The 23,814-nt window shown below is 70.6% G+C and carries 24 protein-coding genes, 1 other RNA gene and 3 pseudogenes; 13 read left to right on the plus strand and 15 right to left on the minus strand.

The window, feature by feature from the left end:
- Positions 1–116 precede the first annotated feature (116 nt).
- Positions 117–1,067: pseudogene (locus AC52GN_RS13775) on the plus strand (serine hydrolase domain-containing protein); the annotation flags it as partial.
- Between the two features lie 232 nt (positions 1,068–1,299).
- On the plus strand, positions 1,300–1,614 hold the full coding sequence (locus AC52GN_RS13780) for a DUF3471 domain-containing protein (RefSeq protein WP_496528817.1): 315 nt from the start codon (positions 1,300–1,302) through the stop codon (positions 1,612–1,614).
- A gap of 9 nt (positions 1,615–1,623) precedes the next feature.
- On the opposite strand, the gene AC52GN_RS13785 is transcribed toward AC52GN_RS13780, so the two are convergent.
- From AC52GN_RS13785 to prmC, 8 genes are all read right to left on the minus strand, one after another.
- Positions 1,624–2,247, minus strand: a complete 624-nt coding sequence (locus tag AC52GN_RS13785) for an OmpA family protein (RefSeq protein WP_496527460.1) — start codon at positions 2,245–2,247, stop codon at positions 1,624–1,626.
- A gap of 5 nt (positions 2,248–2,252) precedes the next feature.
- Positions 2,253–2,765 (minus strand): hypothetical protein, encoded by a 513-nt coding sequence (locus tag AC52GN_RS13790; protein ID WP_453987916.1) that lies wholly within the window; start codon positions 2,763–2,765, stop codon positions 2,253–2,255.
- A 122-nt stretch (positions 2,766–2,887) separates the two neighbouring features.
- Positions 2,888–3,292, minus strand: coding sequence for an SPFH domain-containing protein (locus AC52GN_RS13795; RefSeq protein WP_291782798.1), 405 nt, complete (start codon positions 3,290–3,292; stop codon positions 2,888–2,890).
- 71 nt (positions 3,293–3,363) lie between these two features.
- A complete protein-coding gene (locus AC52GN_RS13800) occupies positions 3,364–4,101 on the minus strand; it encodes a DUF4893 domain-containing protein (RefSeq protein WP_496527461.1) in 738 nt (245 codons plus the stop codon).
- An 88-nt stretch (positions 4,102–4,189) separates the two neighbouring features.
- Entirely contained in the window at positions 4,190–4,897 is a 708-nt protein-coding gene (locus tag AC52GN_RS13805; protein ID WP_496527462.1) for a DUF4893 domain-containing protein, read from the minus strand.
- Between the two features lie 112 nt (positions 4,898–5,009).
- Entirely contained in the window at positions 5,010–6,371 is a 1,362-nt protein-coding gene (locus AC52GN_RS13810) for a hybrid sensor histidine kinase/response regulator (protein ID WP_496527463.1), read from the minus strand.
- 82 nt (positions 6,372–6,453) lie between these two features.
- Positions 6,454–7,386, minus strand: a complete 933-nt coding sequence (locus AC52GN_RS13815; RefSeq protein WP_496527464.1) for a DUF4167 domain-containing protein — start codon at positions 7,384–7,386, stop codon at positions 6,454–6,456.
- A gap of 291 nt (positions 7,387–7,677) precedes the next feature.
- Positions 7,678–8,586 (minus strand): peptide chain release factor N(5)-glutamine methyltransferase, encoded by a 909-nt coding sequence (gene prmC, locus AC52GN_RS13820; RefSeq protein WP_343830311.1) that lies wholly within the window; start codon positions 8,584–8,586, stop codon positions 7,678–7,680.
- Positions 8,587–9,042: 456 nt separating this feature from the next.
- Here prmC and AC52GN_RS13825 point away from each other — a divergent pair.
- A pseudogene (locus tag AC52GN_RS13825) lies at positions 9,043–9,141 on the plus strand (YihY/virulence factor BrkB family protein); the annotation flags it as partial.
- Positions 9,142–9,253: 112 nt separating this feature from the next.
- On the plus strand, positions 9,254–9,934 hold the full coding sequence (locus AC52GN_RS13830; RefSeq protein WP_496528818.1) for a YihY/virulence factor BrkB family protein: 681 nt from the start codon (positions 9,254–9,256) through the stop codon (positions 9,932–9,934).
- A 7-nt stretch (positions 9,935–9,941) separates the two neighbouring features.
- Here AC52GN_RS13830 and recR read toward each other — a convergent pair whose 3' ends face one another.
- Together recR and AC52GN_RS13840 are read right to left on the minus strand one after the other, a co-directional pair.
- Entirely contained in the window at positions 9,942–10,544 is a 603-nt protein-coding gene (gene recR / locus AC52GN_RS13835) for a recombination mediator RecR (protein WP_291782778.1), read from the minus strand.
- A complete protein-coding gene (locus AC52GN_RS13840) occupies positions 10,544–10,873 on the minus strand; it encodes a YbaB/EbfC family nucleoid-associated protein (protein WP_312220791.1) in 330 nt (109 codons plus the stop codon). The genes recR and AC52GN_RS13840 overlap by 1 nt, the downstream gene beginning before the upstream one ends.
- Positions 10,874–11,048: 175 nt before the next feature.
- Between AC52GN_RS13840 and AC52GN_RS13845 the strand changes: the two genes are divergently transcribed.
- Positions 11,049–11,663, plus strand: coding sequence for a malonic semialdehyde reductase (locus tag AC52GN_RS13845; RefSeq protein ID WP_496527465.1), 615 nt, complete (start codon positions 11,049–11,051; stop codon positions 11,661–11,663).
- Between the two features lie 44 nt (positions 11,664–11,707).
- Here AC52GN_RS13845 and nudC read toward each other — a convergent pair whose 3' ends face one another.
- Complete coding sequence (gene nudC, locus AC52GN_RS13850) at positions 11,708–12,631, minus strand: NAD(+) diphosphatase (RefSeq protein ID WP_496527466.1); 924 nt, start codon at positions 12,629–12,631, stop codon at positions 11,708–11,710.
- 71 nt (positions 12,632–12,702) lie between these two features.
- On the opposite strand from nudC, the gene ffs reads away from it, so the two are divergent.
- The 3 genes from ffs to AC52GN_RS13865 all read left to right on the plus strand — a co-directional run bounded on the left by ffs (position 12,703) and on the right by AC52GN_RS13865 (position 15,429).
- Positions 12,703–12,796, plus strand: an RNA gene (ffs, locus tag AC52GN_RS13855) — signal recognition particle sRNA small type.
- A gap of 303 nt (positions 12,797–13,099) precedes the next feature.
- Positions 13,100–13,498 carry a DUF3597 domain-containing protein gene (locus AC52GN_RS13860; RefSeq protein WP_128718926.1) on the plus strand — a complete coding sequence of 133 codons (399 nt, stop codon included), beginning with the start codon at positions 13,100–13,102 and terminating at the stop codon, positions 13,496–13,498.
- A 56-nt stretch (positions 13,499–13,554) separates the two neighbouring features.
- Complete coding sequence (locus AC52GN_RS13865) at positions 13,555–15,429, plus strand: DNA polymerase III subunit gamma/tau (protein ID WP_496527467.1); 1,875 nt, start codon at positions 13,555–13,557, stop codon at positions 15,427–15,429.
- 156 nt (positions 15,430–15,585) lie between these two features.
- Here AC52GN_RS13865 and AC52GN_RS13870 read toward each other — a convergent pair whose 3' ends face one another.
- Positions 15,586–16,308, minus strand: coding sequence for a 3-deoxy-manno-octulosonate cytidylyltransferase (locus AC52GN_RS13870; RefSeq protein ID WP_346485033.1), 723 nt, complete (start codon positions 16,306–16,308; stop codon positions 15,586–15,588).
- 148 nt (positions 16,309–16,456) lie between these two features.
- Between AC52GN_RS13870 and AC52GN_RS13875 the strand changes: the two genes are divergently transcribed.
- Positions 16,457–17,164, plus strand: a complete 708-nt coding sequence (locus tag AC52GN_RS13875) for a c-type cytochrome (RefSeq protein WP_291782756.1) — start codon at positions 16,457–16,459, stop codon at positions 17,162–17,164.
- 64 nt (positions 17,165–17,228) lie between these two features.
- Here the strand turns inward: AC52GN_RS13875 and AC52GN_RS13880 are convergent, their stop codons facing one another.
- The 3 genes from AC52GN_RS13880 to AC52GN_RS13890 form a co-directional block, all read right to left on the minus strand.
- Positions 17,229–17,684 carry a GNAT family N-acetyltransferase gene (locus AC52GN_RS13880; protein WP_496527468.1) on the minus strand — a complete coding sequence of 152 codons (456 nt, stop codon included), beginning with the start codon at positions 17,682–17,684 and terminating at the stop codon, positions 17,229–17,231.
- Between the two features lie 17 nt (positions 17,685–17,701).
- Positions 17,702–18,502 carry a C40 family peptidase gene (locus tag AC52GN_RS13885; protein ID WP_496527469.1) on the minus strand — a complete coding sequence of 267 codons (801 nt, stop codon included), beginning with the start codon at positions 18,500–18,502 and terminating at the stop codon, positions 17,702–17,704.
- Between the two features lie 80 nt (positions 18,503–18,582).
- Positions 18,583–19,965, minus strand: coding sequence for a leucyl aminopeptidase family protein (locus AC52GN_RS13890; protein ID WP_496527470.1), 1,383 nt, complete (start codon positions 19,963–19,965; stop codon positions 18,583–18,585).
- Between the two features lie 88 nt (positions 19,966–20,053).
- Here AC52GN_RS13890 and AC52GN_RS13895 point away from each other — a divergent pair, with 88 nt between their 5' ends.
- The 4 genes and pseudogenes from AC52GN_RS13895 to thrS all read left to right on the plus strand — a co-directional run bounded on the left by AC52GN_RS13895 (position 20,054) and on the right by thrS (position 23,810).
- Positions 20,054–20,860: a tetratricopeptide repeat protein gene (locus AC52GN_RS13895; RefSeq protein ID WP_496527471.1), complete on the plus strand. Its 807-nt coding sequence runs from the start codon at positions 20,054–20,056 to the stop codon at positions 20,858–20,860.
- Between the two features lie 203 nt (positions 20,861–21,063).
- The gene (locus AC52GN_RS13900) at positions 21,064–21,534 is read left to right on the plus strand and encodes an iron-sulfur cluster assembly scaffold protein (protein ID WP_496527472.1); all 471 of its coding nucleotides are present in this window, start codon (positions 21,064–21,066) and stop codon (positions 21,532–21,534) included.
- 91 nt (positions 21,535–21,625) lie between these two features.
- Positions 21,626–21,873 (plus strand): annotated as a pseudogene (yidD, locus tag AC52GN_RS13905) (membrane protein insertion efficiency factor YidD).
- The gene (gene thrS, locus AC52GN_RS13910) at positions 21,870–23,810 is read left to right on the plus strand and encodes a threonine--tRNA ligase (protein ID WP_343830295.1); all 1,941 of its coding nucleotides are present in this window, start codon (positions 21,870–21,872) and stop codon (positions 23,808–23,810) included. The pseudogene yidD and the gene thrS overlap by 4 nt, the downstream one beginning before the upstream one ends.
- The last annotated feature ends 4 nt before the right edge of the window (positions 23,811–23,814 follow it).

The raw sequence follows: 23,814 nt of genomic DNA on the forward strand, positions 1-23,814 counted from the left end.
CCGCCGTCGCCGCCACGGGCGCGGCCCTGCCCGCGACCGGCTGGGCCCAGACCAGCGCCGATACGCGCTCCGACGAGGAGATCGCCGCCGCCGCCGACGCCTGGGTGCAGCGCTGCATGGCCGCCTGGCCGGAGCAGCCCGCCGTGTCACTGGCCCTGGTCCGCGACGGCAAGACGGTGCTGGCCAAGGGCTACGGCGTGCGCCGCCAGGGCAAGGCCGAACCGGCCGACGAACACACCCTGTTCGCCATCGCGTCGAACTCCAAGAACGTCACCGCCGCCTGCCTGGCCATCCTGGTCGATGAAGGCAAGGTGAAGTGGGACGAGCCGATCCGCACCTATCTGCCGGGCTTCACCCTGTCGGACCCGTTGGTCAGCCAGCAGATCACCGTGCGCGATACGCTGAGCCACCGCGCCGGTTTCGGCCTGGGCGCCGGCGACCTGTTGTTCTGGCCCAACAGCGACCGGACGCGCGCGCAGGTGCTGGCCCAGGCCGCCTTCGTGCCGATCGAGGACGGCTTCCGCGAGGACTACGACTACTGCAACCTGATGTTCGTGGTCGCGGGCGCGGTGATCGAAAAGGCATCCGGCCTGTCGTGGGAGGACTTCGTCCAGACCCGCATCTTCGACAAGGTCGGCATGAGCGAGAGCGTGCCCCTGGCCCGCCTGGCCGATCCGGCGAAGTCCGCCCTGCCGCACGGCCGCGTCGGGCCGCCCCTGCGCTATCAGGGGCCGATGACCCAGATCGCCGAATCCATCGTCGAGGTGTGGAACTGGGATTCGGCGGCGGCCGCCGGGGGCATCTGCGCCAGCGCGACCGACTGGGCCAAATGGATCGCCGTGCGCCTGAACGAAGGCAGGCTGGCCGACGGGACGCGCCTGTTCTCCGAAGCCGCCGCGCGCGAGATGTACAAGCCCAACATCGTGGTCTCCTCGTCCAACGGACCGACGGCGGAGCTGCCCAACCGGGCCGTGGCCTCGACCTACGCCATGGGGCTGCAGGTGCAGGACTATCGCGGCGAACGGCTGGCGACCCACGGCGGCGGCTCGCCCGGCGGCATTTCAGCCACGGTGCTGATCCCCGGCCGCAAGATCGGATTCTCGGTCTTCACCAACGCCGAGGAGAGCTTCCTGCTGCGCGCCCTGCGCTCGGGCCTGTCCGACATCGCCATGAACAAGGTCGACGTCGACTGGATCGCGGATCTCGAAAAAGCGCGAGGCCGAGGGGATCGAGAAGTCGCTGAAGGCCGCCGTCGAGATCGACGCCAAACAGGCGGCGGGCGCGGCCCCGTCCCTGCCGCTGGAGGCCTACGCCGGAACCTGGCGCGATCCCTGGTACGGCGACATCGTCATCGAGCCGAAGACCGAGGGGCGCGGCCGCAACCGCAAGTCCGGCCTGTGGCTGCGCTTCACCCACACCCCGGCGCTGCAGGGCTGGCTGGAGCCCTATGACGGCGAGACCTTCCGCACCCGCTTCCCCGACAAGCGCGAGGAGGACGCCTTCGTCACCTTCAGCATCGCCACGGCCAAGCCCGCGACGGCCACGGTCAAGGGCGTCTCGCCCGACATCGACTTCAGCTACGACTATCAGGACCTGCGGCTGACGCGGGTCTGAGCCGACGGCTCAGGCGCGCGGAATGGCGACCACGACGCGGCGGTTCCTGGCGCGGCCCTCGGGGTCGTCCTGGCCGTCGGTCGTCGCATTGGGCGCTGCGGGTTCGGCCTCGCCGCGCCCCTCGGCGTGCAGGCGATCCGCCGGGACGCCGCCCGACGCCGCGAGCCACTGCGCCACCGCCTCGGCCCGTCGTCTGGAAAGCGCGAGATTATAGGCGTCCTCGCCGACCGTATCGGTATGGCCGACCACGGTGATGCGGCCCGATTCCGCCTGCGCAGCCAGTTCGGCCGTGCGACGCAGCGCCGCTTCCGCCTCCGCCGTCAGCCGGGCGGAATCGAAGGCGAACAGCACGTCCGACGCCAGTTCGACAATGGTCTGCGTCTCGGTCTGGCGCATGGCGAAGCCGCTGATCCGGCCGGTGAGGCCGCTGACCTGACCGGTCAGGCGAGCGCCGCCGCCCAGGGCGCCGTTCTGGGCGCCGGTCCCCGCCGTCGGCGGCGTGACGGGGTTCGTCTCGACCTGCGGCGAGGGCGTCGGCGCAGCGGCGGGCGACGGGCCAGACTCGTCGGACCGCTCGCCGGAACAGGCGGCCAAAGCCGCGACCAGCCCCGCCGCCGCGGCGGCGACGCGCACTCGCCTCACCGCTGCACCGGCACGCCGTCAAACGGACTGACATCGGGCATGTTCAGGGAGATGGTGGCGCTGTCGGCGGGCGGCGCAGGGAATTTGAACCAGATGATCGCCGGCTTGTCCCGCCCGGTGCTGACGCCGATCCGCCCGCCTGAGAGCGGCGCGGCCATCCACTTCTTCTCCTCGTCCTGCAACACGCCGTAGCGCTGCGAGGTGGCGTCGTCGATGACGCTGACGTCGCTGATGTTGAAGAACCACTGGGAGACCGCTTCGCCAGGCGGCGGCGTGTAGCGCAGCTCCACCGTCAGGATGGAGCCCGTGACCTGGACCCGCGTCAGGTCCACGGTCGACCCTCGAGGGCCTGGCGAGGAGCGGAGCGCCGCCGCCGCCGGAGGAGGAGCCGGAGACGCCGCGACCGTCGGGGACGGCGCCGTTTCAGGCGCGGCGGCTGCGGGCGGCGGCGCCGCGTCCTCGGCCTTCTCGGCCTGGCCCTGACCACACGCCGCCAGAGCCGGCATCATGAGTCCGAGAAGAACGGGCAGGCCCCGTACTGACGGCCGCAACTTCATGAAACATCCCTTCCTTCAATCGTTCGTGATCGACAGAAGGCCTGAGCGGCGCACCCGGTTCCGTCGCCTTCGACCTAACGGGTCGCCGGGCGCCGCCCCGCCTCGAGGATCGGCATCCCGGCCTCGGTGGGGATGTAGATGGTCTGGCGGCCTTCCTTGCCGGCCGTCTCCTGCAGCATGTTGATGTAGGACCAGCGCAGATAGGCCTCGGGGCCGCCCAGGGCCTCGGCCATGATGCGGTTGGCCTCATTGGCGCCCTTGGCGCGTTCGATCTCGGCCTGGGCGGTCAGCTTGGCGGCGTCCAGGGCGGCCTGGGCCTCCAGCACGCGGATGCGGCGGTTCTGCACCGCCTCCTCATAGGCGGCGCGCCCGGCCATCTGCTTGGTATAGACGTTGTAGGTCGGGAAGCCGATCAGCACGACCGCCAGGACGACGGCGATGGCGATGATGGATCCGAGCGTGAGGCCGACGCCGCGCATGCGCGTGCTCCCGAATTAAGGCGAGGAAGCGCACAGGGTGACGGGCGCGGCCCCGCCCGGTCAAGCCGCGATCAGCGCGTCAGCTCCAGAATGTCGAGCTTGGATTCCTGCTTGGGGAAGGGAATGACCAGGCGCCAGCGCTGGGGTCCGATGCGCTCGAACACGCCCAGCTGGTCGCGCTCGGCCCGGACGCCGTAGGCCGGGAAGCCGGTCTCGTCGCCCCAGGCCTGGGCGCCGACGTAGACCAGGCGCCGGTCGGTGTCGGGGTAGAGCAGGCCGCGCGTGCGCTGGCTGCCGGTCGTCTTCTCCAGGATCAGGTCGCCGCCCGGCGTCAGTTCGACGCGGCAGCGGAAGGCGGGATAGGCGACGTAGGCCAGCCCCCCTGAACCGCCCTGGCCGGAATCGCGCGCGCCCAGTTTGATGGTCCGGCACCGGTAGTCGCCCGGCGGGGGTTGAAGACGGCCGGCCTGACCGGCGCTGGGGTCGACCAGGACGCCGAGGGATTCCACCTCATCGGCGAAGCCCCGTTCCTCGGCCTCGGCCCGAGCCAGGCGCCAGGCCTGATCGAGACGGCCCAGCAGACTGGCGTCGGCGGGCGTGGCCACCGCGCGCCAGTCGTCGCCCCCGCCCTGCTCGCCCGGAGACGGGGTCGCGGCCGGCGCCTCGGGCGCAGGAGCGGGAGCCTCAGGGGCCGCCTCGACGGGGGCCGGCGCGGGCGAGGCCGGCCGATCGGGCGCGGCGGCGCGGTCGCAGCCGGTCAGGGCGGCGGCGCTGAGAATGACAACGGCGCAGGCGGGTCCGAGGCGCATGGGAGTCTCCAACATCATCCCCTCCTAACGGCCGGGAACGGCGACGGTTCAGCGCGCCCGTTCAGTGCCCCCTTTGCAGCGCGCCCGTTCAGCGCGAAGGAGTCGCGGGGACCAGCTCCAGCAGGTCGAGGTTGGATTCCGTCGCCGGCCAGGGCGTGACCAGGCGCCAGCGGGCCTCGCCGACGCGCTCCAGCACCCCGACCATGTCGCGTTCCGGGCGTTGGCCATAGCTGCGCGCGGTCGGTTCGGACGCCAGGGCCATGGAGCCCAGGAAGACCATCTCGCGGTCGTTCTCGGGGAAGAGCAGGCCCGCCGGACGCTGGGAGCCCGTGCGCTTGACCAGCTTCAGCCCGGCCGGGGTCTGTTCGATGCGGCAGGCGAACCAGCCGTAGACCACATAGCCCAGGCCGCCTTCGTCGCCCTGGGACCCCAGCTTGACGGTGCGGCAGCGGTAGGCGCCGGGCGGCGGGGCGACGCCGGGACGGCCGGCGTCAGGATCGATCAAGGCGCCCAGGCCCGACAGGTCGCCCGAGCCGGGCTGACGCCGGGCCTGCTCCAGCGCCAGGGTCCAGGCGGCGGCGCGGCGCTGGTAGCGATCGCGGTCGGCCGGGGTGATGACCCCGCGCCAGTCGTCCAGCACGACGCCGACCGGCGCCTCGGGCGCCGGCGGAACGGGCGGCGGCGCCGGGGGCGGCGGAGGCGGCGGCGGCGTCGTGGCGCAGGCCGCCAGGGCCGCCGCAGCCAGGGCCGGGCCGACCCAGGCCTTGAACAGGGGCGTCAGAGGTCGGTTCGGCATAGGCGGCATCTCGGTCTTCTCACGCGACGAGGATCGAAAGCCCCGTTTCTCTTAGGAAGCCGCCATGAGGCGCGGCGTCAACCCCGCCCGTCGTCGCGACCGCGTGAGGTCGTCAAGCGCGTATCGCCGTTTCGGGCGGGGAAGAGGGCGTCAGAAGACGCGCCAGGGCCCCCGCCAGTTCGGATAGGGCGACCGGCTTGGTCAGGTATTCGGCGAAGCCCGCCGCCTGGGCGCGGCCCACCCAGTCCGGGTCGACCGCCGCCGACAAGGCCAGGACGGGCAGGTCCCGGGTCAGGGGCTCCTCGGCCAGGGCGGTCTTGACGGACAATCCCTCGGCGCCGTGCAGATCGAGGTCGAGAACCACGGCGTCGGGCTGCAGATCGCGCGCCAGATCCGTCCCCTCCTGCGCGGTGGCGGCGACGTGAAGCTGGATCGGACCCAGGGCGTGCAGCAGCCGACGCATCAGGGCGACGGCGGCCGGATCCTCGGCGATGTAGAGCAGGACGGCGTTCGGCAGGCGCGGCAGGGGCGGGGCGGCCTGAAGCTGGGGACGAGAGGCGGCCTGCGGCTCGGAGGGCGGCGCAGCGGGCAGACGCAGGGTGAAGGCGGCCCCCTCGCCCTCGCGGCTCTCGACCGCCAGATCGCCGTTCATGGCGGCCGCCAGACGACGCGCGGCGGCCAGGCCGACCCCCGCGCCGTCGGTCGAGGCGGCGGGCCGCCGGCGCGGGACGAAGGGGTCGAACAGAGACTTGATCCGGGCAGGCGACAGGCCCGGCCCCGTGTCGCGCACGGTGATCCAGACCTCGTGGTCGACACGGCGTCCCTCGATCAGGACGGTCCCGCCCGACCGGTTGTGCTGGACGGCGTTGCCGATCAGACCGGTCATCACCTGGTCGAGGGCGCGAGCCTCGGCATGGACGGTCAGACCGGCCTGGAACGGCGGCGGGCGCAGGTCGACCCCCGCCGCCCGAGCCTGATCGGCCAGGGCCTGGCAGATGCGGCGCGCGACCAGCAGAGGGTCCAGACGCTCGGAGGTCGCCGCACCCGCAGAGGCGGCGCCGGCGAAGACGGTCAGGCCCTCGACCAGGGTCCGCAACCGGACCGCCGCCTCGCGAATCTGATCGACGGCCTGGGCCTGGCGATGGCTGAGGGGGTCGTTGACGGCGTTGATCCGCAGCAGGTCGGCGAAACCGAGAACGGCGTCCAGGGGGCCGCGCATCTCGCGACTGGCGGCGCTCAGCAGGGCGGCGTGGGTGCGTCGGCCGGCGGCCTCGACCGCCTGGGCCCGCAGCAGGCGCGCCTCGACGTCGCAGACCGCGCCCTCCAGTTCGACGATGCGGCGTCGGGCGACGGCGGCCTGACGGTCATGCAGCCTCTGCGCCGCGCCTATGCGCCCGTGGGCGCCGATCGACAGCCTGACGCCGGCGATCCCCGTCGCCAGACCGAGGGCGACCGCCAGTAGAACGAATTCCATCACACGTCCTCCCGATGGCTCGAGAGTGACGCACAACTGGTTGCATTAATATGAACGCACCCGCTTAGGTTGCGATCACGCCCTATTCGTCGTCGGCGACCGCCTCGGCCTTGCGGCGCGGACGGCGCGCGCGGGGGGCGGGCGTTTCGTCGCTCGGCGCGGCGTCTTCGATCGCCGTGGGGCGAGTCAGGAAGCCCGGCAAGGCCGCAGCGGCGTCATCCGCGGCGGCCGAAGCAGCAGCGGCGGCGCGCGGACGACGCGTGCGTGGAGCCTTGGCGACGGGTTCATCGCCGGCGTCGGGCGCGACATCGGCCGAGGGCGCGTCGGCTGCGTGATCGGCGACGTCAGGCGCGGCGGCTTCGGGAGCGGGCTCGCCGAACGGACGGCCCTCGTCCTGGGCCGTCGCGGCGTCGTCGCTGGAGGCGTCGTCGGACTCGCCGTTCTCGAAGCGGCGATTGCGCTCCTCGCGGCGGCGCTCCCAGCGCTCGCGGCGGGATTCGCGACGGCCGCCCTCGCGGTTGTCGCCGTCGCCGTTTTCACGCGGTTCGCGCGGTTCGCGTGCTTCTCTGGGCTCGCGCGGTTCGCGATCGCGGTTGGCGTCGCGCTCGGCGCGTTCGGCCTGACGGCGAGCCTCTTCCTCGACCCGGCGCTCCTCGGCCTGCTGGGCTGCGATGATAGCCGCCGCCTGGGCGCCCGACTCGTCCTCGAAGTCGATGTCGAAGCCCTGGCCCGCCTGTTCGCGCTGGGCGATCTCGCTGACCGAGCGCTGCGGCTGGAGCGCGCGCAGGACGCGGAAATAATGTTCGGCGTGCTGGGTGTAGTTCTCGGCCAGAACGCGGTCGCCGGCGGCCGCGGCGTCGCGCGCCAGCTGCATGTAGCGTTCATAGACGGTCTGGGCGTTGCCCCGGACCTTGATGTTCTCGGGACCTTGCGAGTCCCAGGAACGGTTCGGATTGGTCGCGTTGGCGTTATTGCCGCCGCCGGGCTTACGGTTGCGTCCGCGTTGACGCTTCATGCCCTTGAAATCTCTCATCGGAGCTTACCGTGCTGGTGCGGGCCGCCGTCGAAGAAGACGGGCGGGACCCTGTTCGTCGTTCCGTTCGTTCGGGGCCTATCCCCGGTGCGATCTGTTCGGAAAACCGTGCGTTCCCCGTGGTCCGCCACGTCCGTCTTAGGGGCGCGACCGTCACTGAACTCCGACGCGCTTGTTCAGGCGAACCGGCCCGAAAAGGATGCGTTTGAGTGGGGAACACCACGGACTTAGCGCGCAGCGAGACGCTTTCCAAGGGTTTTTATCGCCGCAGACTTATTGAACGGGACCTTCGACCTCGGGGATGGGTCCGACGCGCGGGTCCGGGCCGTTGGTGACGACGCGGTCGCGGTTCGACAGATCCTGAACCACCTTGACGTCGGTGAAGCCCGCCGCCTCGAACAGGGCCTTGACCGCCTGGCCCTGATCCCAGCCGATCTCGACGGCGAAGACGCCTTCGGGACGCAGGATGCGGGCGATCTCGGGCGCCAGGTCGCGATAGGGCTGCAGCCCATCCGGGCCGCCGTCCAGCGCCAGGTGCGGGTCGTGCTCGCGCACCTCGGGGTCCAGGCCGGCGATGTCGCCGGTCGGGATGTAGGGCGGGTTGGACACCACCAGGTCGAAGCTGGCGTCGGCGAAGCCCGCCGCCCAGTCGGTGCGCATGAAGGTGCAGCGGTGGTTCAGGTCCAGGTTGGCCGCGTTCTCGCGCGCCACGGCGATGGCCTCGGTCGAGATGTCGGTGCCGACGCCGCGCGCGCCGCGCCGCTCGGCCAGGGCGGCCAGCAGGATGGCGCCCGACCCCGTGCCCAGGTCGGCCATCTCGAAGGTCGAGTTCGGCGGGAAGGCGCGGACGATGACGTCCACCACCGTCTCGGTGTCCGGGCGCGGGCTGAGCACGTCGGGGGTGACGTTCAGCATGATCTTCCAGAAGCCCTTGCGCCCCAGGATGCGCGACACCGGCTCGCGGCGCAGGCGGCGGTCCACCATGGCGTCCAGCGCCAGGGTTTGCTCAGGACTGAGCGCGCGGTAGGGGTCGTTCAGGATATCGACGCGGCCCGCTCCGGTCGCCGCCTCAAGCATCAGGCGCGCGTCGATGGAGGGGCTGTCGATGCCGGCGGCCTTCAGGCGCGCCTGGGCGCCTTTCCAGGCGGTCAGCAGGGTCGGTTGGGTGTTCTGATCGGACATTCCCGGTGATTGGGGTCTGTAACGCATGATTTCAAGACGGAACGGCCCGACAGCGTGGCCGTTGAAGGGCGAATGGGGATGAAACCACAGTCCAGTCATCGCGCCTCGCGCGCCGGGAAACGTCGTGCTGCGCGGGGATCACACGGCGCGGGGGGCGGGCTGCTGCGCTATCTGGCCGCCGCCGCGGGCGGGCTGGCGACGGGCGCGACGGCGGCGCACCTGCTCTACACCCAGGGCCACCGCTTCGGCCTGGAGCTGCGGCCCGAGCGGCCCGAGCCCCTGCCCCCGCGCGATCCCACGCCCGAGGACTATGACGCCGACGAACCCGGCCGGGGCCGCCTGGCGCGCCGCCCCCTGGAGATCCCGCACAAGGGCTGGGTCGACATCCTGTGGCGCACGGTCATGGGCTATTTCGGCGACCGCGTCGGCTTCGTCGCCGGGGGCGTGACCTTCTTCATGCTGCTGGCCCTGTTCCCGACGCTGGGCGCCTTCGTCACCATCTACGGCCTGTTCGCCGATCCGGCCGACGCCTGGGGACAGCTGAGCTTCCTCTATGAGGTGCTGCCCGCCAATGTGGCCCAGTTCCTGGGGACGGAGATGACGCGGCTGGCGGGCAATCTCGACCGGCCAGCTGACCTTCACCCTGGTCTGGACCCTGCTGCTGACGCTGTGGGCGGCCAACGGGGGGGTCAAGACCCTCTTCTACGGACTGAATCTCGCCTATCACGAGGTCGAGCGGCGCAACATCGTCGTCTACAACCTGATGTGCATGGGCTTCACCGTCTCGGCCATGGCGGCGGTGCTGCTGAGCTCGGCCCTGGTGGTGGGCGTGCCGGTGGTGCTGGCGGTGTTCGGCCTGCAGGACGAGTGGGCCTATCTGGCGCCGCTGCGCTGGCCGCTTCTGTTCTTCGGCTATGTCGGGGCGCTGGCCCTGATCTATCGGCTGGGGCCGAGCCGGTCGCGGGCGCGCTGGCGCTGGCTGACGCCGGGAGCCCTGTTCGCGGCCAGCCTGAGCCTGCTGGTGTCCTTCCTGTTCAGCTGGTTCCTGACCACCTTCGTGCGCACCGATTCCTACGGCCCGCTGGCGGCGGCCATGGGCTTCCTGCTGTGGACGTGGTTCTCGGTGCAGGTGATCCTGATGGGCGCGCGGCTGAACGCCGAGATCGAGCACCAGACCGCGCTGGACACCACCACGGGCGCGCCCCTGCCGATCGGCGAGCGCGGGGCGGTGATGGCCGACTCAGTCGGCCCTCGGCGCGGCAATCCCGCCGCCCTGGCATTCACCCTGAAATACGCCGAGGCGCTGGGCGACCGGGTGATGCGGCGGCGCATGAAGAAGCGGCGCTAGACGCTCGCTAGGCCGGGCGGCGCGCCCGCAGGGCCTGGATGATGGTGCCGTCGTCCAGCCAGTCCAGCTCGCCGCCGACGGGGACGCCGCGCGCGAGGGAGGTGACCTGCACCCCCGCCGCCGACAGGCGCTCGGCCAGGTAGTGGGCCGTGGTCTGGCCGTCGACGGTGGCGGGCAGGGCCAGGACCACTTCCTTCGCCTCTCCGCCTTTCGCCCGGCCGATCAGTTCGGCGATGCGAAGTTGTTCAGGGCCGACGCCGTCCAGCGCCGACAGCAGGCCGCCCAGCACGTGATACTTGCCGCGAAAGGCGCCCGAGCGCTCCATGGCCCACAGGGCGCCCGCCTCCTCGACCACGCAGATCAGGGCGTTGTCGCGGGTCTGATCCGAACAGACCGAGCAGGGGTCGCGCGTATCGGGCGAACCGCAGACCGAGCAGTTGACCACCTTGTCCGCCGTCTCGGCCAGGGAGGCCGCCAGCGGGACCAGCAGTTGCTCGCGCCGCTTCAGCAGGGCGAGCGCCGCGCGCCGGGCCGAGCGCGGGCCCATGCCCGGCAGCTTGGCCAACAGGCTGATGAGCCGTTCGATTTCCGGCCCGGCGGAGGCGGCCATCAGAAGAGTTTCGGCATTCCGGGGATGTTCATCCCGGCCATCGGTCCGGCGGCGTCGCGCATCAGGGCGTTGTTGACCTCGTCCAGCTTGCGCTTGGCGTCGGCGTGGGCGGCGACGATCAGGTCGGCCAGGATCTCGCCCTCGCCGGGGGCCATCAGGCTGTCGTCGATCTTCACCGAAGTGATCTCGCCGGGGCCTTTCAGGGAGATGGTCACAAGGCCGCCGCCCGAGGTGCCCTCGGCGGTAGATTCGGCCATTTTCGCCTGGGCGTCCTGCAGCTTCTGCTGCATCGCCTGGGCCTGTTGCATCAGGGCGTTGAGGTCTTTCATGAGCCCTAGATAGGGCCAAGCGCCGCGCGGCTCCAGACCCTGGCGAAGAAAGCCTGTCGCGCTCGCCTCCCTGCAAATTCGTCACAAAATCGGTTGCTGATCCCTTGACGGCGACGGCTCGCAAAACTAATTAGCCACCATTGAAGTTACCATTCAGTTTTCTGGAGAAGCCCTGATGGCCTTTGACGCCCTTTCCGCCCGCGACCTTCCGGTTTCCGACGCCGTTCTGGCCCAGCTGTTCACCGAGGCGCGCACGCGCAACGGCTGGAGCGACCGGCCCGTGTCCGAAGACCTGATCCGCAAGCTCTACGACCTGACCAAGTTCGGCCCGACGGCGGTCAACATGACCCCGGCTCGCTTCGTCTTCATCACCTCGCCCGAGGCCAAGGCCCGGCTGTCGACGCACATGGCCGAGGGCAACCGCGCCAAGACCCTGGCCGCGCCGGTCAATCTGATCATCGCCCAGGACATCGACTTCCACGAGACCCTGCCCAAGCTGTTCCCGCACGCGCCGGGCGCCCGCGACTGGTTCCCGGAAGAGGCGGGCCGCCGCGAGGCCGCCTTCCGCAACGCCTCGCTGCAGGGCGGCTATCTGACCATCGCCGCGCGCGCCCTGGGTCTGGACGTGGGTCCGATGTCGGGCTTCGACACGGCGGGCGTGAAGGCCGAGTTCTTCCCCGACAGCAATGTGGAGCCGAACTTCATTATGAACCTGGGCTACGGCACGGACGAGAACCTGTTCCCCCGCTCGCCCCGCCTCGACTTCGAGGAAGCGGCCCAGATCCTGTAAGACTCCTGCCGTAAGGCCCGCGCCCTCGGGCTTGTCCCGAGGGCCTAGTCCTCGCCCCGAGCCCAGGTCTCGAGCAGCCGCCTGGCGATGGCGTAGGGCGGCGGGGCGTGGATGGTCGGGTGGGTCTCGTCCAGAACGGCCCGCGCCTCGCCGCGGGTCAGCCAGGCGACGGCCTCCAGTTCGGTCTGGTCGGGGGCGGCCTCGTCGGTCGTGACCTCGGCGATCAGGCCGATCATCAACTGACCGGGGAAGGGCCAGGGCTGGCTGGAGTGGTAGGCGACGGCCGACACCGTCAGCCCCGCCTCCTCCATCACCTCGCGGGCGCAGGCTTCCTCGATCGATTCGCCCGGCTCCATGAAGCCGGCCAGGGCCGACATGCGGCCGGCGGGCCAGGCGGCCTGACGGCCCAGCAGGCACACGGGTTCGGCGCCGCCCTTATAGACCGGCAGCATGATGACGACGGGGTCGACGCGCGGGAAATGCTCGGTCCCGCAGGCCGGGCAGACGCGCTTCCAGCCGCCCGAGGCCTGGTCCGACGCCTTGCCGCAGGCGGCGCAGAAGCCGTGACGACGGCGCCAGTCGAACAGGCTCTTGGCCGTGGCGGCGATGGCGGCGTCCGCCTCGGGCAGGACGACCGCCGCCTCGCGCATCTCGACGAAGCGGCCCAGCCCCCCGGCGGGACCGCTGGTCGGGTCGATGGAGCCCTCGAATTCGGCGGCGAAGACCGGCGCGCCCTTCCACAGCCCCAGGAAGACGTCGCGGTCGCGCGCCATGTCGCGCGCGTGGGCCAGCGACAGCCAGACCAGCCGCTCGGCCCCTTCATGGGTTTCGACCAAGGGGCGGCCCTCCCACAGGATCATGGCCAGGGCTTCGGGGTTGGCCTCCTGCTCGGCCAGCCAGGCGGCGTCGTTGCGAAGGTCGCCGGAGCGGTCGAGCGGATTGCCGGAAAAGGCGTTGCGATAGGGCATGGCGCTTCATAGCCCCGACAGCGCGCGCAGGGGAGGGCTTGATTCCCGCGCCGTCCGCCGTCATATCCCCTCTCGGAGATCGCGGGCGAAGGCTTCGCCAACCTGGTCAGGGCCGGAAGGCAGCAGCCACAACGAATTCCCCTTCGGGTCGCGGTCTCCACCTTTCCTGATTTTTTAGTGCGCTATCGCTCGTGACGCGGTCACTCGCTGCTTGAGCGCGCCGTCCCCTACATCTCCACCGCACCCGCATCTCCGCCGTCATCCTCGGGCTTGACCCGAGGATCGAGTTAAACGGCGTGCTCTGTCTTGCCGATGCCCGCAGACAGATGGCCCGATCCTCGGGTCAAGCCCGAGGATGGCGAGGGAGGGGCGAACGGCGGCGTGGAAGGCCCGTCGCGCAAGCTTCACGGAACCGGGCCGCGCCTCATTCGCTGAAAGGGCTTCGATCCCCTCATCAGGAGCAGGCGAATGAGCATTCTCGGCAAGATTCTCGGCGGCGTCTTCAGGAAGAAGGAGGCCCCGGCGGCGGCGCCCGCAGCCCCCGCGCCCGAAGCGGCGGCGCCGACCCCGGCGCCCGCGCCCACCGCAGCCGCCGTCGCGCCCCAGCCCGCGGCCGAGGTCGATGTCGCCGGCATCCTCGACTTCATGAACGAGCAGCGCGCGCAGAAGCTGAACTGGCGAACCTCCATCGTCGACCTGATGAAGCTGATCGGCCTGGAATCCTCGCTGGCCGAGCGCAAGGAGCTGGCCGACGAACTGGGCTACACCGGCGACAAGTCGGACAGCGCCAGCATGAATATCTGGCTGCACAAGCAGGTGATCCAGAAGATCCGCGACAACGGCGGCCAACTGCCCACCGATCTCTGAACCTCTCTGCGGCGCGAGGGGTGCGCGACGGCGCCCCTTCGCGCTAAGACAGGACCATGAGCGACGCCGATCACAGTCTCGATGGTCCTCCGTGGGAGGAAGACGCGCCCGAAGTCGAGGAGCGCGACCCCAACACCGACGACATGTTCGGCGCCCCGCCGCCGTCCGCTGCGCCTGCCGCTGCGGCCGACCCCGCGCCTGAACCGAAGGCGGAGCCCGCGCCTGCGCCCGCTCCCAAGGCGTTCGAGGCGCCGCCCGCCGAGGGCGAGGCCTACACCGTCCTGGCCCGCAAATACCGGCCGCGCGCGTTCGAGGATCTGATCGGCCAGGAGGCCATGGTCCGCACCCTGACCAACGCCTTCGCCACCGGCCGGATCGCCCACGCCTTCATGCTGACCGGGGTGCGGGGCGTCGGCAAGACGACGACGGCGCGCCTGCTGGCCCGCGCGCTGAACAACGAAACCGAGACGATCGACAAGCCGTCCCTGGCCCTGAGCCCCACAGGGCGGCACGACGCCGCCATCATGGCGGGCCAGCACATGGACGTGATGGAGATGGACGCCGCCAGCCACACTGGCGTCAACGACATCCGCGACATCCTGGAAAGCGTCCGCTACGCGCCGGTCGAGGCCCGCTACAAGGTCTATGTGCTGGACGAGGTCCACATGCTGTCGACGCAGGCGTTCAACGCCCTGCTGAAGACGCTGGAGGAGCCGCCGCCCCACGCCAAATTCATCTTCGCCACCACCGAGATCCGCAAGGTGCCGGTGACCATCCTCAGCCGCTGCCAGCGCTTCGACCTGCGCCGGGTCGAGCCTGAGATTCTGGTCGGCCATCTGGGCCGCGTCGCCGAACGCGAAGGCATGAAGATCGAGCAGGAGGCCCTGGCGCTGATTTCGCGCGCGGCCGAAGGCTCGGTGCGCGACGGCCTCAGCCTGCTGGATCAGGCGCTGGTTCAGGCCGAGCGCGGCGCGGTGGTCGAGACGGCCACGGTGCGCGACATGCTGGGTCTGGCCGACCGCACCCAGACCATCGCCCTGTTCGAGCAGACGATGGCGGGCAAGACGGCCGAGGCCCTGACGACCTTCCGCACCCTTTATGGCTACGGCGCCGATCCGGTGCAGGTGGCCAACGACCTGCTGGAGCATTGCCACGCGGCCTCGGTGGCCAAGATGCTGGGGCCGAACGCCACTCGCCTGCCCGGCGATCAGGCGCAGAAGCTGGCGGCCCTGGGCGCGGCCATTTCGGCCGGAACCCTGTCGCGGACCTGGCAGATGCTGCTGAAGGCGCTGGAAGAGGTGCGGCGCGCGCCCAATCCGGCCGATGCGGTGGAGATGGCCATCGTGCGGCTGGCCTACGCCGCCGACCTGCCGGGACCGGAAGAGGCGCTGAAGGCGATCCAGTCGGGCGGCGTCCCCGGCGGCGGGGCTGGCCCTCGCGGCGGCGGCTCCGGCGGCGGGGGCGGCGGCGCCTCGGCCATGCTGGCGGCGCGGCCGATGGCGGCGCCCGCCGTGCCCGATCCGCAGAGCTTCGAGGCCGTGGTCGCCCTGATCGGCGAAAAGCGCGAGATCACCCTGCAGATGGACGTGGAACGCTACGTCCGCGTCGTCAGCTTCCGCCCCGGCGCCATCACCTATGAACCGGCCGATGGCTCGCCCCACGATCTGGCGCGGCGTCTGGCCGGGCGGCTGAAGGAATGGACCGGCCGCACCTGGCTGATCGCCGCCAATGGGCAGGGCGGCGGCGAAACCCTGATCGAGGTCGAGAAAAAGGCCCGCGCCGCCCGCCGCGCGGCGGTCGAGGCGGACCCCTTCGTGGTGTCGATCATGCAGGCCTTTCCCGGCGCCGAGATCAAGGAGATCGTCACCCTGGCCCCGGCCGTCGAGATGCCCGCCATCCCCGACGACGGCGAGACGAGCGACGACGACTGATCCCCTTTCCACGTCACCCTCGGGCTTGTCCCGAGGGCCCATCGTCGGGCGTGCCGCCGACGTCTGAACGTTTGAGCACGGCGTCAATGCGGCCACGATCATGGCTGGCTCCGCCCTGGGCCCTCGGGACAAGCCCGAGGGTGACGGAGCGTATAGTCAGGCCAGCGCCCGCGCGGCCTCCAGGTCCGCCGGATTGTCCACCGACAGCGGCGCCTCGTCGATCACCGAGGCCCAGATCTGCAGCCCCATCTCCAGGGCGCGCAGCTGCTCCAGCTTTTCACGCTTCTCCAGCGGCGACGGCGGGGCGACGCAGAAGCGGGCCAGGGCTTCGCGGCGGTAGCCGTAGATGCCGACGTGACGCCAGACCGGGCCCTCCCCGTACAGCGTCGAACGGGTGAAGTAGAGAGCGCGGCCGCTGGTCCCGCCGTCCGGCAGGGCCAGCACCGCCTTGACCACATCGGGATTGGTCCGGTCCGAGACATCCGCCTCGGCCGCGACCAGGGTGGCGATGTCGCAGGTTGATTCGCGCGCCAGCAGTTCGGCGCAGGCCCTGGCGAGGTCCGGCGAGGCGAAGGGCATGTCGCCCTGGATGTTGATGACCACCTCATGGGCGCCGTCGGGATCGACCGCCTGGGCGGCCGCCAGGATGCGGTCCGAGCCGCTCGGCAGGTCGGGATCGGTCAGCACCGCCTCGCCGCCCGCCGCCTGCACCGCCGCGACGATCTCCGGGTCGCCCGCCGCCACGGCGACGCGGAAACCCGAGGCCATGGCCTGCTCCCAGGCGCGCACGATCATCGGCTTGCCGCCGATGTCCGCCAGGGGTTTTCCGGGCAGACGGGTTGCCGCCATGCGAGCGGGTATCATTATCAGCGGATTCATGGTCGCCCAGCGCCTTGAAAGCGCCCGGAAACGTCCGGGCCGGTTGCGAAGGTCGCGCTAGCGTGTAAGAGACGCCCACGCAAGAATACGCCTGAACGCCGCTTCGCGGTCGGGGGGCTCATCTAGAGACGGGATGCGACGACGCGGAATGAGCGGCGATCTGAAGTGGAACAAGATTATGGGCGCGTGCCTGGGCACCGCCTTTGCGATCCTGGTGGTCCAGCAGGTTTCGGGCATGGTCTACCACACCAAGCAGCCCGAAAAGATGGGCTATTTCGTGGACGCGCCGGATGAAGCGGCCGCAGGCGCGGCCGAAGCCGTCCTGCCGATCGACTGGGGCACGGTCCTGCCGACCGCCGACCTGGCCGCCGGCGAGGCCGCCTTCGCGCGCTGCCAGGCCTGCCACACCGTCAACTCGGGCGGCGCCGACGGCATCGGCCCGAACCTGTTCGGCGTGGTCGGCGGCCCCGCCATGCACCGCGCGGGCTTCGCCTATTCGGACGCCATGGCCAAGCACAAGGCCGAGGCCCCGACCTGGAACTACGACGAGCTGGACCACTTCATCAACGCGCCGGGCCGCTATGTGCCGGGCACCAAGATGTCGTTCGCCGGCATCCGCGATGAGAAGACCCGCATCAACCTGATCGCCTGGCTGCGCTCGCAAGGCTCGGGCGGCTACGCCATCCCGGCGCCGGACCCCGCGCGCCAACCCGGCGCCGCCGCTCCGGCCGAAGGCGAAGGCGAGGCCCCGGCCGCTGAAGGCGCCGCCGCGACCGAAGCCGGTTCGGCTCCGGCTGACGCCCCGGCCGTCGACGCGCCTGCGACCCAGGCGACGAACCCGGCGCCCGACGCCTGAGGGCCGACGGACAGGACAGACGACGGAAAGGCGGCTCTCGGGCCGCTTTTCTTCATTCTGCGGCCTATTTCAGGGCGATCAAACCGGCGTCGGTGGGCGTGAATCCGCAGGCGTCGAAATAAAAGGGTCGAAGGTGCGGGTCGAAATCGACGTGCAGCCATTCGCAACCCGCGGCTCGCGAACGGGCGACCGCTTCCTCGATCAAGGTCCGGGCCAGACCCTGCCGCTGGCGGCCCGGTGTCACCATGGTGTCCAGAACGAAAGCATGAACGCCCCCGTCCCAGGCGACGTTCACGAAGCCGATCAACCGCGCCTTCTGTCGAAGGCACACCCAGCCCAGGCTGTATCGATTGACCTGCGCCCACCAGTCGTCCTCGAACAGCCGGTGCTCGAAGCATTCGGCGTGAAGAGCGTTGACCTCGATGTTATCAAACCTGCCGCGCCATTCGGTGATGATCTCGTCGGAAGGCGTCTCTGGCTTCATTAGCAACTTATGAGCGGACAGCCGATCCAGCGTCAACGCCGTCGAAACCGGCCCTAGACCCGGCGGAAGAGCGCGGAGGCGAAGCCGTCGGCGGCCAGGCGGGCCTCAACCTCGGCCAGGGTTTCGACCACCACGCCGCCGCGCGCGCCCGTCGCGTGGATGATGCGCTCGGCGTCCAGCATCAGGGCCGAATGGCCGGTCCAGTCGCCTTCGGCCGACGACAGCCAGATCACCAGGTCGCCGCGCTGAGCGTCCTCTCGCGACACGGCGCGGCCGAGACCGGCCTGATCGGCGGCGCGGCGCGGGCCGGGCCGGCCGCAGGCCAGCAGAGCCTGTTGCACCAGGCCCGAGCAGTCCGTCTCCAGCGAGGAACGGGCGCCCAGGGCGTGCGGGCGGCCCAGCAGGCGCTCGGCCACGGCGACCAGGTCGCGCTCGAACGCGCCGATGGATTGCAGGTCGCTGTCGGCCAGGCCCTGAGCATCGTCGCCGATCAGGGCGTTCAGCGGCAGGGCGGCGGAGACGGAGGCGACGCGGCGCGTCGCCAGGGGCGCGCCGGGCGCCAGGGCCTCCAGCGTCACCCAGCCGACCACGCCGTCGCGTCGGGCGCGGCCCCAGGCGCGGTCCTGACGGCGTTCCAGAACATCGAAGGCCTCGCCGAACAGCAGCTGGTCGATGCGCTGACCGTCGTCGGCGACGATGTCGGCGACCGGCAGACGGCAGTGAGCGGGATCGGTCCGGCGATAGGCCTCGGCCCGCATCAGGCCTTCCAGCGCCTGTTCGGCCAGCACCACGCGGTCCCCGTCCCGAAGGATCAGGGGCGCGCCAGGCGGCAGCAGGGCCAGGACATCGGTCAAGCGGCGGTCTCTCGACGGCTCGGATAATTCGAGCCGCCTACCCTAGGCGCCGATCCCGAAGGGGGCGTTAACAGCCTTGGCTATTTGGAAAATTTCTCGCTGAGGTAGCGGAAGCAGGCGCGGATGGCCTGGGCTTCGCCGCCTTCGGGCCAGCCGGGACGGGCGCGAGGATTCCAGGCGAAGACGTCCATGTGCGCCCAGCTGCCCGTCGTCGGGGCGAACTTCTGCAGGAACAGAGCCGCCGTCACCGACCCGGCCTGGGCCCAGGCGGCGGGATCATTGCGAACGTCGGCGATCTCGCTGTCCAACGAGGCGCGATACCCTGCCCACAGCGGCATCCGCCACAGGGGGTCGCCCTCGGCCCGACCGGCGTTCAGCACGCCCTCGGCCAGGGCGTCGTCGTCGGTGTAGAGCGGCGGCAGTTCCGGCCCCAGCGCGATGCGCGCCGCCCCGGTCAGGGTGGCGAAGTCCAGCGTCAGATCCGGCTCATGCTCCCCCGCCCGCGTCAGGACGTCGGCCAGGATCAGGCGTCCTTCGGCGTCGGTGTTGCCGATCTCGATGGTCAGTCCCTTGCGGCTGTTCAGAATGTCGCCCGGCCGGAAGGCGTCGGCCGACACCGCGTTCTCGACGGCCGCGACCAGCACCACCAGCCGCACCGGCAGACCGGCCTGCATGATCAGGCGGCCCAGGGCCAGGGCGTGGGCGGCGCCGCCCATGTCCTTCTTCATGTTGCGCATCCCGGCGGCGCCCTTGAGGTCCAGGCCGCCGGTGTCGAACACCACCCCCTTGCCGACCAGGGCCACCAGCGGCAGGGCCGCCTGGTCCAGGTTCCAGCCGATTTCCAGCACGCGCGGGGCGCGGTGCGGAGCGGCGGCGCGGCCGACGGCGTGGACCGCCGGATAGTTCTCCTCCAGCAAGGCCTCGCCGGTCGTGACGGTCAGGCTCGCGCCCGCGCCCTCGGCGATCTCGCGCGCGATGGTTTCGAGTTGCAGCGGCCCCATGTCGGCGGCGGGGGTGTCGACCATCTCGCGCGTCAGGGCGCAGGCGGCGGCGATGTTCAGCGTCGCCGTCAGGTCGAGGCCGTCCGGCGCGACCAGACGGGCGCGGCCGCGCTCGGGCCGGGCCTTGTAGCGGTCGAACAGATAGCCCCCCAGCGCAAAGGCCAGAGCCGCCGAATGCGCCGCCTCGCCCTCGACGCCCTCCAGCCGCCAATCGCCTGCGGGCAGCCGCGTCGGCAGGCCGCGCGCGGTCATGGGGTCGAACGCCTCGCCCGCGCCGAACAGGGCCTGCTCCGGCGCGCCGTCGGCGGCGGGGACCACCAGCAACTGTCCCGCATTGCCGGTGAAGCCGTTGGCCTCGGCCCAGGCGGCGATGGGTCCCTCCAGCGCCGCACCCGCCTTGACGATGCGGACCGGACGCGCGGCCTCAGCGGCGGCGATCAGCAGTTCGGACTGAGGGGACATGGGGCGACCTTTCCGACGCTTAACGCCGATTAACCAAACCTTGACCCGTCGGCGCGACCATAAGGGCAGAACCGCCACGGACCCTTCCATGTCGCGCAACGCCGCCCTCGCCGCAACCGTCAGCCTGACGCTTCTGGCCCTCGCCGCCCCGGCCCTCAGCCAGACCGCGCCCGCGTCGCGCGCGCCCGCCGACGCCGCCACGCGCGCGGGCTATGATCGGGCCGACGCCCTCAGCCGCTCGGTGTTCTGGACTCAGGAACAGCAGATCAATCCGATGGACCCGGTCGCCGGGGTCCGGCTGGCCCAGGCTCTGCGCGAACTGGGCCAGTTCGATCAGGCGGCCGAGACGGCGCAGGGCGTGCTGGTCGTCCAGCCCGCCAACGTCGAAGCCATGCTGGAGGTCGGGCGCGCCCACATCGCGCGCGGTCAGGCCTTCTACGGCATCGCCGCGCTGGAGCAGGCCAAGGCGGCGGCGCCGCGCGACTGGCGCCCCCTGTCGCTGCTGGGCGTGGCCTATCAGCAGGTGCGCCGTCCCGACGACGCCCGCGCCGCGTGGAACGAGGCCCTGCGCCTGTCGCCCGACAACGCCAACGTCCTGACCAACGCCGCCATCGCCCGTATCGGCGAAGGCGACGCGCCGTCCGCCGAAATCCTGCTGCGTCGCGCGGCGGCCCAGCCGGGCGCCGGGCTGCAGGTGCGCCAGAACCTGGCCCTGGCGCTTGGGCTGCAAGGCAAGACCGCCGAGGCTGAAGCCATCCTGCGCCGCGACCTGCCGCCCGATGCCGCCGACCAGAACCTGCGCTGGCTGGCCGCGCGGATGCAGCCGGGGCAGAGCGCGGCGGTCGTCGAGGCGTCCCCGACCGCGCGGACGTGGTCGTCGCTGCAGGGCGGATAGAACGCGACTTTCTCCCTCCCCTTCATGGGGAGGGTGGCTGAGCCCGTAGGGCGAAGTCGGGTGGGGGCGGCGAGGCTATTCAAGCGCCGCGTCCATGACCCAGCCCTCCCCACCCGGTCGCTGCGCGACCACCCTCCCCATGAAGGGGAGGGAGAAGCCTTGCGTCTCTTCACCTTCAGCCTGCGAAGGCCTATCTTCATCCCGTGATCGACGACCTCTACAGCGCGCGCATTCTGTCGCTGGCGGCCAACCTGCCGCACAGCGGGCGCTTGCCTGCGCCTGAAGGCTCGGCCGAGCGGGTGGCCAAGCTGTGCGGGTCGAAAGCGATCGTCGATGTGACGCTGGACGCCGACGGCCGCGTCGGCGACTTCGCCCAGACGGTCAAGGCCTGCGCCCTGGGTCAGGCGGCGGCGGGCGTGGTCGGGGAGAACGTCCTCGGCGCCTCGGTTCAGGAGATCGAGGCCGCGCGCGACGCCATGTCCGCCATGCTGAAGTCCGGCGGCGACGGTCCTGAGGGCCGCTTCGAGGCCTTGCGCGTCCTGAAGCAGGTCGCGGACTATCCCGCCCGCCACGCCTCGACCATGGTGGCGCTGGAGGCGACGCTGGACGCCGTGAAGCAGGCGTTGGCCAAACACCACAGCGATACGCGAACTCGCCTCGCCGGCGCGGCCTGAACGGCGCGTCGGTTGATCCCCCTGCTGTGAAGAGGGATAAGCGCGACGAACCCGAAACAGAGCCCCCGGCGAAGGGACCCCGGTCTCTCTAATGTCTCTCTACGAACGCAGCGTCCGCGCGGCCCATCGGGGCTATAAGCTGACGCTGTCCCCCCTGATCGGCCAGCAGTGCCGGTTCATGCCGACCTGTTCGGATTACGGGCGCGACGCCCTGATCGAGCACGGTCCGGTGCGGGGGGATGGCTCACCGTGCGGCGCCTCTGTAAATGCCATCCCTTCGGCGGTTCGGGCTATGATCCCGTTCCGCCCGCCAAGACCGAAAAAGAACGACCGTCATGATCGAACTGAAATTCCCCGACGGCGCCGTGCGTCAGTATCCGGCCGGCTCGACGGGCCGCGACGTGGCCGCCGCCATCTCGCCCTCGCTGGCCAAGAAGGCGGCCCTGGTCGTCTGGAACGGCGAGCAGCGCGACCTGGACCGCGTCATCGACGGGAACGGCGACTTCCGCCTGCTGATGCGCGACGACCCCGAGGCGCTGGAGACCATCCGTCACGACGCCGCCCACGTGCTGGCGCAGGCGGTGCAGGAGTTGTTCCCCGGCACCCAGGTGACGATCGGCCCGGCCATCGAGGACGGCTTCTATTACGACTTCGCCCGCGACGAGCCCTTCTCGACCGACGACTTCCCGAAGATCGAAAAGAAGATGGCCGAGATCATCGACCGAGGCGCCCCGCTGGAGCGTCAGGTCTGGAACCGCGACGAGGCCATCGCCCACTTCGAGACGCTCGGCGAAACCTATAAGGCCGAACTGATCCGCGACCTGCCCGAGAGCGAGACGATCACCGTCTACAAGCAGGGCGAATGGGCCGACCTGTGCCGCGGGCCGCACTTCCCGACGACCAAGTTCGTGGGCAAGGCCTTCAAGCTGACCAAGCTGGCGGGCGCCTATTGGCGCGGCGATTCCAACCGCGCCCAGCTTCAGCGCATCTACGGCACGGCCTGGGCGACCAAGGAGGATCTGGACGCCTATCTGCTGCGCATCGAGGAGGCCGAGAAGCGCGACCACCGCAAGCTGGGCCGCCAGATGGAGCTCTTCCACATGCAGGAAGAGGGCCGGGGCATGGTCTTCTGGCACCCCAAGGGCTGGGTGCTGTGGCGCGTGCTTGAGGCCTATATGCGCCGCCGTCTGGACGCCGCCGGATACGTCGAGGTCAAGACGCCGCAGGTGCTGGACCGCAAATTCTGGGAGGCCTCGGGCCACTGGGACAAGTACCGCGCCAATATGTTCGTCTGCGAGACGGTCGAGGGCGAGACGCTCAGCCTCAAGCCGATGAACTGCCCCGGTCACGTGCAGATCTTCGATCAGGGCCAGCGGTCCTATCGCGAACTGCCGCTGCGCATGGCCGAGTTCGGCGCCTGCCACCGCTATGAGCCGTCGGGTTCGCTGCACGGTCTGATGCGCGTGCGCGGCTTTACGCAGGACGACGCCCACATCTTCTGCCGCGAGGACCAGATCGTCGAGGAGACGGCCGAGTTCATCAAGCTGGCCTATTCGGTCCACGCCGACCTCGGCATGGAGACCAAATACATCAGCCTGGGCACCCGCCCCGAGCTGCGCGCCGGCACCGAGGAATTCTGGGACAAGGCTGAGGCCCAGATGCTGGAAGCCGCCCGCGCCGCCGGGACCGAGCCGGTCGTAACCGAAGGCGACGGCGCCTTCTACGCGCCCAAGCTGGACTTCATCGTCAAGGACGCCATCGGCCGCGAATGGACCTGCGGCACGATCCAGCTGGACTATGTGCTGCCCGAGCGTCTGGATGCGACCTATATCGCCGAGGACGGTCAGAAGCACCGCCCGGTCATGCTGCACCGCGCGATCCTGGGCTCGTTCGAGCGCTTCATCGGCATCATGATCGAGAACTACGCCGGGGCCTTCCCGCTGTGGCTGGCGCCGACGCAGGCCGTGGTGGCGACCATCACGTCCGACGCCGACGGTTACGCCGAGGAAGTTCTGGCCAAGTTCCGGGCGGCGGGTCTGCGCACCGAGATCGACCTGCGCAACGAGAAGATCAACTACAAGATCCGCGAACACTCGGTCGCCAAGGTGCCCGCCATCGCCGTCGTCGGCCGCAAGGAGGCCGAAGAAGGCAAGGTCGCCATTCGCCGCTTCGGCTCCCAGGCCCAGACCATCGTCACGGTGGATGAGGCCATCGCCATGCTGACCGACGAGGCCCTGGCGCCGGACCTGAAGCGCCTCCGCGACGGCGCGGCCTGATATG

The sequence above is a fragment of the Brevundimonas sp. SS2672 genome (assembly GCF_059579685.1).